This is a genomic window from Collinsella sp. AM42-18AC, assembly GCF_003467965.1.
GTDB lineage: Bacteria > Actinomycetota > Coriobacteriia > Coriobacteriales > Coriobacteriaceae > Collinsella.
Map to the genome: position 1 here is coordinate 36,911 of NZ_QSFY01000017.1, position 10,392 is coordinate 47,302.

Here is a 10,392-nt window from a genome sequence, read left to right on the forward strand (position 1 = left end):
TACACCCTAGGGTCGCGCCCTTTTTATAGGAAATCGTCTGCCGTAATGGGAGGCAGACACGTACGAAAGGTAGAAGCAAACATGGCCTTTACCAAGAAGACCGTCCGCGACATCGATGTCGACGGCAAGCGCGTTCTCGTCCGCGTTGACTTCAACGTGCCTATCAAGGATGGCGTCGTTGGCGATACCACCCGCATCAAGGCTGCCCTGCCCACCATCAACTACCTCGTTGAGCACAACGCTCGCGTCATCCTCATGAGCCACCTCGGCCGTCCCGATGGCACCGGCTTCCAGCCCGAGCTGTCCCTCGAGCCCGTCGCCAAGAAGCTCGCTGAGCTCTCTGGTCTCGATGTTGCCTTTGTCGCCGACACCTACGGCGAGAAGGCTGCTGAGGCTGTTGCCGCCGTCGAGCCGGGCAAGGTCCTCGTTCTCGAGAACGTCCGTTTTGACAAGCGTGAGAAGAAGAACGATCCCGAGATCGCCAAGAAGCTCGCTTCCTATGGTGACGTCTTCGTTCTCGATGCCTTCGGCACCGCTCACCGCGCCCAGGGTTCCGTCGTGGGCCCCGCCGCTTACCTGCCTGCCGTCGCCGGCTTCCTGCTCGAGAAGGAGGTCGACACGCTGACCGGCATCTTCGCCGAGCCCGAGCGCCCCTTCGTCGCTATCGTCGGCGGTTCCAAGGTTTCCTCCAAGATCGGCGTTCTCGATCACCTCATCGACTCCGCTGATACCCTGATCATCGGTGGCGGCATGGCCTACACCTTCTTCCTGGCTCAGGGTCTGACCGTCGGTCAGTCCCTCAAGGAAGAGGACTGGGTCGAGCGCGCCGGCGAGATGCTCAAGAAGGCCGAGGAGAAGGGCGTCAAGATCCTGCTCCCCATCGACAACCGCGTTGCCGATCACTTTGGCGAGGACGCTGTCCCCGAGGTTGTCGCTTCCGACGCTATCCCCGACGATCGTGAGGGCATGGACATCGGCCCCAAGACCGAGGAGCTCTACGCCGAGGCCGTCAAGGGCGCCAAGACCGTGTTCTGGAACGGCCCCATGGGCGTCTTCGAGTTCGACAACTTCGCTCACGGCACCCAGGCTATCGCCGAGGCCGTCGCCGAGGCCGACTGCACCTCGATCATCGGCGGTGGTGACTCTGTCGCGGCTGTCAACAAGTTCAACCTGGCCGACAAGATGAGCTGGATCTCCACCGGTGGTGGCGCTTCCATGGAGCTCGTCGAGGGTAAGGCCCTGCCCGGAGTGGAGGCGCTTCTCGATGCCTAATCGCACCCTTCTTATCGCTGGTAACTGGAAGATGAACAACGACGTCGCCGAGGCCGCCAAGCTCGCCGACGAGCTGGCTCAGGCTCTGCCCGAGGTTCCGGCTGGCGTCGAGGTGCTCGTCTGCCCTCCGACCATTGACATCACCACGGTTCATGACCGTATTCAGGCTGCCCCCATCGCCCTCGGTGCTCAGAACGTGTACTGGGAGGCCAAGGGTGCCTTCACCGGTGAGTCCTCTTGCGACATGCTCAAGTCCGCTGGCTGCACCTACTGCATCATCGGTCACTCCGAGCGTCGCGACTACTTCCACGAGACCGACGAGGATCAGAACAAGAAGGCCAAGGCCCTCGTTGCCGCCGGTCTTGTTCCCGTCTTCTGCTGCGGCGAGTCCCTCGAGGTCCGCGAGGCTGGCACCTATGTCGAGCACGTCGTGAACCAGGTCAAGGCTGGCCTTGCTGGTCTTGAGATCACCTGCCCCAAGCAGGTCGTCGTCGCCTACGAGCCCATCTGGGCCATCGGCACCGGAAAGACCGCTACCGCTGAGGACGCCCAGGAGGTCTGCGGCGCTATCCGTGAGACCCTCAAGGAGATGTTTGGCGAGGAGCTCGCCGACGGTATCCGCGTCCTGTACGGTGGTTCCGCTAAGCCCGGCAACATTGCCGAGCTCGTCGCCAAGCCCGACGTTGACGGCGCCCTCGTGGGCGGCGCTTCGCTCAAGGCTGCCGACTTCGCCTCTATGGTCGTCAAGGCAGGCGAGTAGGACATATGGCACAGCGTCATCTTCCTGCACTCCTGATCATCATGGATGGCTGCGGCCTTGCTCCGGCCGATGGCGAGAACGCCGTCGCCGCTGCCAAGACGCCCTTCCTTGATAGCCTGTACGCTCAGTATCCCCACACCACGCTCGGTGCTTCGGGCGAGGACGTGGGCCTTCCCGACGGTCAGATGGGCAACTCCGAGGTAGGCCACCTCAACATCGGTGCCGGCCGCATCGTGTTCCAGGAGCTTTCGCGCATCAACAATGCCATCAAGGACGGCTCCATCGCCAAGAACGAGGTCTTCGTCAAGGCCATGGACGATGTCAAGGCCGAAGGCAAGACTCTCCACCTCATGGGCCTTATGAGCCCTGGCGGTGTTCATTCTCACATGAACCACGTCGAGGCTCTGGTCAAGATGGCTGCCCAGCATGGCGTCAAGACCGTTCGCGTCCACGCCTTTATGGATGGCCGTGACGTCGACCCGCAGTCCGGTGCCGGCTACATGAGTGAGTTCTGCGCCTTCCTGGCTAAGATCTCCGAGGAGACCGGTTGCGACGCTCGCGTTGCCACCGTTTCGGGCCGCTATTGGGCCATGGACCGCGACAACCGTTGGGAGCGCATCCAGCGCGCCTACGACGTCATGGTCAACGCGTCCGATGCCGATACCGATCCCGTTGCCGGTATCAAGGCCTACTACGAGAAGGATCCGCGCGGCGACGAGTTCGTCGAGCCCTTCGCTGCCCACAACGAGGGTATCCACGAGGGCGACGCGGCCATCTTCTTCAACTTCCGTCCCGACCGCGCTCGTCAGATGACCCGCGTGTTCACGGACAAGGAGTTCGACGGCTTTGAGCGCGAGCAGATCAAGCTTTCGCACTTTGTGACGATGACCGAGTACGATCCGACGTTTGACGTCGAGGTCGCCTTCCCCAAGACGTTCCCCGAGAACGTTCTGGCCGACGTTATCGCCGCCAATGGCCTCAAGCAGCTGCACACCGCCGAGACCGAGAAGTACGCCCACGTGACGTTCTTCCTCAACGGCGGCATCGAGGAGCCCAAGGAGGGCGAGGAGCGCGTGCTCGTCGCTTCCCCCAAGGTCGCTACCTACGATCTGCAGCCTGAGATGAGCGCTCCCGAGGTTACCGAGAAGCTCGTCGCCGCAATCAACGAGGATCGCGCTGATTTCTACATCGTGAACTTCGCGAACTGCGACATGGTTGGTCACACCGGTGTCTTCGACGCGGCCGTTAAGGCCGTCGAGGCTGTTGACGATGCTTTGTCCAAGGTTGTCCCGGCGATTCTCGCCAAGGGCGGCTTTGCGCTGATTACCGCCGACCATGGTAACGCCGACCACATGTTTGACGTTGCTTCCGACGGTTCCAAGCATCCGTTTACGGCTCACACCACCAACCGCGTGCCGTTCATCATCGTTGATGAGAAGGCCAAGCTCACCGGTATCGAGGACGGCCGTCTTTCCGATATCGCTCCGACCATGCTCACCATGGCTGGTATTGAGCCTTCCGCCGAGATGACGGGTCGCGTGCTCGCCACCGAGGCCTAATAGAAAACAAATATCGTTTTCTAGTAAGGGGGTTGTCCACAACTGGACGACCCCCTTTTTTGGTATTTCTGCCATTTCTACCCCGTCCCTAAATGGCAGGTGGGGGAGTGTTGGGGGTTGTGGTACAGTACTGGAGTTTGAATTGTTCTATTAAGGAGCTTATCTATGGGTCCGTTCCAGATTCTTCTGTTTGTCGTTTGGGCTGTTTCTGCCGTGGCACTGACGATTCTCGTTCTGATGCATTCCGGTAAGGGTACCGGCGTTTCGGATATGATCGCTAGCTCGCTGTATAACTCCAGCTCTGCCACGGGCGTCATGGAGCAGAACCTCGATCGCCTGACGGTAATTATGGCCGTCGTTTTTGCCGTGTGTGTCGTTCTGTGCATGTTCTTCTTCCCGCAGGGCATCGTCGGCTACTAAGCATCGGCGTTTATACGTTTGTAAAGGGTCCCGTATGTGCGGGGCCCTTTTTGTTTACAGACTTGTAACAGAGTCAAAATATCCCCACATACTTCGCCCAACTAAAGAAATTCTCGACCGTTAACCGGAATTAGCCCCAAATCGTGCATAAAATGCGCTACTGTATTGCAAAACGTTGGTCTGTTGTGCATAACCAGCCATAGCAGCGGGCGGCGTTTTGATGGTTCGGATCGGATTGTCTCGACATATGTCCGACTGAACATTTCTTTGTCCTATCTCATAAGGAGGATGGCATGGCTGATTCTATGTTCCACCAGCCCGTTATGGGTCGTCGCGCCTTTGTTGGCGGCACCCTCGCTGCGAGCTCCATGGCTTTTCTTGCCGCGTGCGGCAAGAAGGGCGGCGACGCTTCCGGATCTGACTCCGGTTCGACGCTGAACTTCTACATCAACAACCCGGTCTGCATCGACCCCTACAACGTCCAGGAGGATCAGGGCACTCAGGTCGAGTACCAGCTCTTCGACGCTCTGACGGAGTACGACCCCGAGAAGGGCGAGATCGTTCCGCTGGCTTGCGAGTCCTTTGAGGCTAACGACGACGCCACCGAGTTCACCTTCAAGATCAAGAAGGCTAAGTTCCACAACGGTGACGACGTTACCTCCAAGTCCTTCAAGCTCGGTTGGGAGCGTCTAGTCAACACCAAGTCGGCCATCGCCACCGAGTATGGTCCTTCCGAGGTCTCCTATCACCTTTCCATGGTTGAGGGCTATGACGATCTGCTTGCCGGCAACGCTACCGAGCTCAGCGGTGTTACTTGCCCCGACGATGAGACCCTCGTCGTCAAGCTGTCTTCCGCTTACGCCGACTTCCCCTTCGTCGCCTCTCACCCGGCTCTGTCCCCGGTTCCCGAGTGCGCCGAGTCCGATGTCAAGAGCTTCTACCTTGCCCCGGTCGGTAACGGCCCGTTCATGATGGACGGTAAGTGGGAGGATGGCCAGGAGATCAACCTCAAGAAGTTCGATGATTACTATGGCGACAAGGCCAAGATCGATGGCATCCACTTCCAGGTCATCAAGGACATGGAGACCGCTTACAAGGAGTTCCAGGCCGGTAACCTCGATGTCTGCGACGTTCCCGTTGCTCAGATCGACGCCGCCAAGAAGGACCGTGGCGAGTCCAAGGACGGCTACACCATGGGTGACGGCGAGCATATGCTGCTCGGTGCCGAGCCTTCCACGTACTATCTGACCTGCAACACCACGGCCGAGCCGTTCAATAACGCCGACCTGCGCAAGGGCATCTCCCTGGCCATCAACCGTGAGGCCATCTGCAAGACCATCTTCAAGGGTACCCGTACCCCCGCCGACGGTATTGTTCCTCCGGGAATCGCCGGCTACAAGGAGGGCGCATGGGAGTTCTGCGCCTATGACGTCGACAAGGCTAACGAGTACCTCGACAAGGTCGCTCCCGCTGGCGCTAACGGCGATCGTGGCATTAGCGTGACCCTTTCCTACAACCAGGACGGTGGTCACAAGGAGATCATGGAGTCCATCATCGGCGACCTCGCCAAGGTTGGCGTTACCGCTGTCTCCGATACCCCTGAGTGGTCTGCCCTGCTCGAGCAGTATCAGAACTTCAACTATCAGTTCGGCCGTCTGGGCTGGATCGCCGATTACCCGATCATGGACAACTTCCTGTACCCGCTGTTCCACTCCGACTCCCTCGGTGGCGACAACCGCTCCGGTTACAGCAACCCCGAGTTCGATGCCAAGGTCGACGAGGCCCGCACCACGGTTGATGACGAGGAGCGCATCGCCAAGATGCGGGAGGCCGACGCCATGGTCGCTGCTGACTGCCCGGTTATCCCGGTGATGTTCTACACGCACACCATCGCTGGCTCTGACCGCGTCAAGCATCTCTATGTTGATCCGCAGAAGCACGCCGATCTGGGTACCGCCGAGCTCGCCTAAGGGTTTTGCAGCTTCCGTGAGGGTCAAGTATTTACGTAGACCTCATGGGAAACATACAGTTCTCCCTAACCTGGGGTAAACTGGCTGATGGTAATTTTGGGATGCCGGTCTGGCGATCGGCATCCCATTTAGGTTAATCCCTAGATAGGGGAGTGGTATGGGTAAGTACATCGTTAAACGTGTGCTTCAGTTCATCCCGGTATTTTTGGGCGTTACGCTGATTCTGTTCGCCCTCCAGAACATCGTGCCGGGAGATCCGATCAAGCTGATCGGTGGAGACAAGGCTCTGTCCCCCGAGGTGGAGCTTCAACTTCGCGTGCGCTATCACCTGGTCCAGGCGGACGAGGACGGCAACGCGATCCTTGACGAGAACGGCGATCCCGTTCAAACGTCGCTCGTGGACCGTTACTTGTATTACATGAACGGCCTGCTTCATGGCGATCTGGGCAATTCGTACCAGCGCAAGCTGCCGGTTACGGAAATCTTTGCCCAGAAGTATCCGTATACGGTCAAACTTGCCGCGTGCGCCATCGTGCTCGAGGCGATCATGGGTATCGGTGCGGGTATCATTTCGGCGGTTAAGCGTTATTCCTTCTGGGATATTTTGGTAACGCTCACCACGTCGATTCTCGTTGCCGTCCCGGCCTTCTGGCTCGGTATGTTGCTGCAGCTGTTCTTTGGCGTCATCCTTAAGGATGCCACCGGCGGTGCATTCTCCATGCCGATCTCGGGTGCCGGCGGTTCCAGCTCTCAGTATCAGGATTGGATGCACTATGTGCTTCCGACCATTACGCTGGCTTCGGTTTCGACCGCTTATGCCGCCCGCATTATGCGCTCGCAGCTGCTTGACGTCATGAACCAGGATTACATCCGTACGGCAAAGGCCAAGGGTCTCTCCAATCGCGCGATCATTATCAAGCATGCGCTTAAGAATGCACTCATCCCCGTCGTTACCTATATTGGTGTCGACTTCGGCGGCATGCTTTCGGGCGCCATCCTGACCGAGACGGTCTTTAACTGGCCCGGCATCGGCTTCGAGGTCTACCGCGCCATTAGCATGCGCGACTGGCCCATCGTTATGGGCGGCGTTACGCTCATTGTTGTCGTCGTTATGGTGATCAACCTGCTCGTCGACATTAGCTATGCATTCCTCGACCCGCGCATCCGCCTTGGCGGTCCGTCGGATAAGGCCTAAGGGAGGTACGTCTCATGCAGGAAACTGATTCTCAGTCTCAGGAGCAGGCTACCGCCACCAAGGCCGCATCTGCTCCCGCCAAGTCCCGCACGCTGTGGGGCGACGCTTTTAAGCGTCTTCGTAAGAACAAGCTCGCCGTTATCGGTGTCTGCTGGATCATCATCGTTGTTGTGGTCGCCCTGACCGCCGATCTGTGGGCTAAGCCCTGGCTCGGTTCGCCGACGGCTTCCGACTCGACCACCATGGCCGAGACGTCGCTGCTGGCTCCGTGTGCCGAGCATCCGTTTGGCACCGACTCTCTTGGTCGTGACATTCTCGTCCGTGTTATCTACGGTGCACGCGTTTCGCTTTCCGTCGGTATTATGGCCACCGCCATCTCTACGGTGATCGGTCTGGTCATGGGCGCCCTGGCCGGTTTCTATGGCGGCATCTGGGATACGATCATCATGCGCTGTGCGGACATCTTCCTGGCGTTCCCGTACGTGCTGTTCGTTGTTGCCATGATTGCCGTTATCGGTCGTGGTCTTCAGAATGTCTTTATCGCCATCGGCATTCTCGGCTGGCCCTCGATTGCCCGTGTCTTCCGATCTGCGATCCTAACGGTCAAAGAGAACGATTATGTTGACGCCGCTCGCGCTATGGGTGCATCCGATGCGCGTATCGTTATGCGCCATATCTTCCCGAACTCCGTTGCTTCTATCGTGGTCTATGCGACCATGAACATTGGCGGCGCTATTCTGACCGAGTCTGCCCTGTCCTTCCTCGGCATGGGCGTTATCCCGCCTACGCCTTCGTGGGGCTCCATGATTCAGGACGGTCAGCAGTATCTTCTGACTGCTCCCTGGATGATGATCATGCCCGGTCTGGCAATTCTCTCGACGGTGCTCGCCTTCACCCTGCTGGGTGACGGTCTGCGCGACGCCCTCGACGTCAAGATGAAGGACGCATAAGGATGAAGAAGAACAAGAACTATGTGGACCTGAAGGACCAGCCGGTTCCCGAGGGCCAGCATCTGCTCGAGGTCGATGACCTTAAGATGTATTTCCACACCGAGGATGGCGTCGTTCGCGCCGTCGACGGTGTGTCCTACACGCTCGATCGCGGTGAGACCCTGGGTGTCGTCGGTGAGTCCGGCTCTGGTAAGTCCGTGACCGCCATGACCATCATGGGCCTCATTTCGATGCCTCCGGGAAAGATCGAGGGCGGCGACGTTCGCTATCGCGGTCGTTCTATCCTCGAAATGACCGAGGAAGAGATGCAGCACATTCGCGGTAACGATATCGCGATGATCTTCCAGGATCCTATGACCTCCTTGAACCCGGTCTATAAGATCGGCAAGCAGGTGGGCGAGGGCCTTCGTCTGCACCGTGGCTATTCCAAGCAGGAGGCGCTCAAGCGCGCTACCGAGCTTTTGGACCTCGTGGGTATCCCCGAGCCCGAGAAGCGCGTCAATGAATATCCGCACCAGTTCTCCGGCGGAATGCGTCAGCGTGTCATGATCGCTATGGCTCTTGCCTGCGACCCCGATATCCTGATTGCCGACGAGCCCACGACTGCCCTGGACGTTACCATTCAGGCTCAGATTATTGAGCTTATGCAGGAGATGCAGGAGAAGAACGGCAACGCCATTATCATGATTACCCATGACCTGGGCGTTGTCGCCGATATGGCCGACAAAATCATGGTTATGTACGCCGGCCGTCCCGTCGAGTTCGGTACTGCTGAGGAAATCTTCTACGAGAGCCGCCATCCCTACACCTGGGGTCTTATTCGCTCCATCCCGGAGCAGGCCATCGATGAGAAGAAGCCGCTGACGCCGATTCACGGCAACCCGCCTTCGCTCATGAACCTGCCCGAGGGCTGCGTCTTCTCTCCTCGCTGCCCCTATGCGACGGACAAGTGCCGCAAGCAGCGCCCCGAGCGCGTTGTTACCGAGTCCGGCCACTATTCTGCGTGCCATTATTCCGGTGACCCCGAGTTCCTCAAGAACGCCCCTGAGACGTCCCGCACGCGCAAGGATTCCAAGAAGGGAGGCGAGGCGTAAATGACAGACAATAACGAGCGCACTCCGCTGCTGAAGGTCGAGCATCTTTCTAAGGAGTTCCCCGCAGAGTCCGGCATGTTCGCCAAGCGTTTTTCCAAGCGCGTCGTCTCTGCTGTGAATGACATTTCGTTCGAGATTTATCCGGGCGAGACCTTTGGCCTGGTCGGCGAGTCTGGTTGCGGTAAGTCCACCACGGGCCGCACCATCATGCGCCTGACGAAGCCGACGGCAGGTAAGGTGTTCTTCCAGGGCAAAGATGTTGCCGAGATGAGCAAGCACGAGATCAAGGATATGCGTCGCGAGATGCAGTTTATCTTCCAGGATCCCTATGCTTCGCTGAACCCTCGTATGACGATTGGTGAGATCGTCTCCGAGCCCATGACCATTCATGGTGTGGGCACCAAGGAAGAGCGTATCGAGCGTGTTCGCGAGCTGCTGGATGTCGTCGGTCTGAACCCCGAGCACATCAACCGCTATCCGCACGAGTTCTCGGGCGGCCAGCGTCAGCGTGTCGGCATCGCCCGCGCTTTTGCGCTGAAGCCCAAGCTGATTATCTGTGACGAGCCGGTATCCGCTTTGGATGTTTCCATTCAGGCCCAGGTTCTGAACCTGCTTAAGGAACTGCAGGACAAGTTTGGTACGGCGTATCTCTTTATCGCCCACGACCTGTCCGTCGTGCAGCACATCTCCGATCGCGTTGCCGTTATGTATCTGGGTAAGATGGTCGAGGTTTCGGATTGGAAGACGCTCTATAGCGAGCCTCACCATCCGTACACGCAGTCGCTGCTGTCTGCCGTGCCGGTGCCCGATCCGGATATTCAGAAGACCCGCAAGCGCATCATCCTCGCTGGCGATCCGCCGTCGCCGCTAGATCCGCCGACCGGCTGCCGTTTCCACACGCGCTGTCCGATCGCGCAGGGCATCTGCTCCGAGAAGCTTCCTGAGTTTAAGGAAGTTGCCCCGGGCCACTGCTGCGCGTGCCACTTCGCGGAGCCGTTCCCGATTAAGGAATCGCACATCGACCTGTAGTCGGCTGTTTGTCCGGGCCCGTGCTGGACTTAGTTTTCAGAACGTCCTCGACCATGGAAACCCCCTTATCCTGCTCCTTCGGAGCTGTGGATAAGGGGGTTTCCTGGTCTGACGCTCCTATTTGGCAAGGTGTTTTTTAGAAT

9 protein-coding genes are annotated in these 10,392 nt (G+C 58.7%); all 9 read left to right on the forward strand.

All coding sequences use genetic code 11. The features are described 5' to 3' along the window. Positions 1-81 precede the first annotated feature (81 nt). Positions 82-1,272: a phosphoglycerate kinase gene (pgk, locus tag DW913_RS09030; protein WP_117564871.1), complete on the forward strand. Its 1,191-nt coding sequence runs from the start codon at positions 82-84 to the stop codon at positions 1,270-1,272. Further along, the gene (gene tpiA / locus DW913_RS09035; RefSeq protein ID WP_089572945.1) at positions 1,265-2,032 is read left to right on the forward strand and encodes a triose-phosphate isomerase; all 768 of its coding nucleotides are present in this window, start codon (positions 1,265-1,267) and stop codon (positions 2,030-2,032) included. The genes pgk and tpiA overlap by 8 nt, the downstream gene beginning before the upstream one ends. 5 nt (positions 2,033-2,037) lie before the next feature. After that, positions 2,038-3,591 carry a 2,3-bisphosphoglycerate-independent phosphoglycerate mutase gene (gene gpmI, locus DW913_RS09040; RefSeq protein WP_117798294.1) on the forward strand — a complete coding sequence of 518 codons (1,554 nt, stop codon included), beginning with the start codon at positions 2,038-2,040 and terminating at the stop codon, positions 3,589-3,591. Between the two features lie 165 nt (positions 3,592-3,756). Continuing rightward, the gene (gene secG / locus DW913_RS09045; protein WP_006236144.1) at positions 3,757-4,011 is read left to right on the forward strand and encodes a preprotein translocase subunit SecG; all 255 of its coding nucleotides are present in this window, start codon (positions 3,757-3,759) and stop codon (positions 4,009-4,011) included. Between the two features lie 293 nt (positions 4,012-4,304). After that, complete coding sequence (locus DW913_RS09050) at positions 4,305-5,981, forward strand: ABC transporter substrate-binding protein (RefSeq protein WP_117758575.1); 1,677 nt, start codon at positions 4,305-4,307, stop codon at positions 5,979-5,981. Positions 5,982-6,138: 157 nt separating this feature from the next. Continuing rightward, positions 6,139-7,176 (forward strand): ABC transporter permease, encoded by a 1,038-nt coding sequence (locus DW913_RS09055; RefSeq protein WP_117640784.1) that lies wholly within the window; start codon positions 6,139-6,141, stop codon positions 7,174-7,176. A gap of 14 nt (positions 7,177-7,190) precedes the next feature. Further along, complete coding sequence (locus DW913_RS09060; RefSeq protein ID WP_117640785.1) at positions 7,191-8,126, forward strand: ABC transporter permease; 936 nt, start codon at positions 7,191-7,193, stop codon at positions 8,124-8,126. 2 nt (positions 8,127-8,128) lie between these two features. After that, entirely contained in the window at positions 8,129-9,220 is a 1,092-nt protein-coding gene (locus DW913_RS09065) for an ABC transporter ATP-binding protein (RefSeq protein ID WP_117564867.1), read from the forward strand. Further along, a complete protein-coding gene (locus DW913_RS09070) occupies positions 9,221-10,249 on the forward strand; it encodes an ABC transporter ATP-binding protein (protein ID WP_117564866.1) in 1,029 nt (342 codons plus the stop codon). Positions 10,250-10,392: the final 143 nt, after the last annotated feature.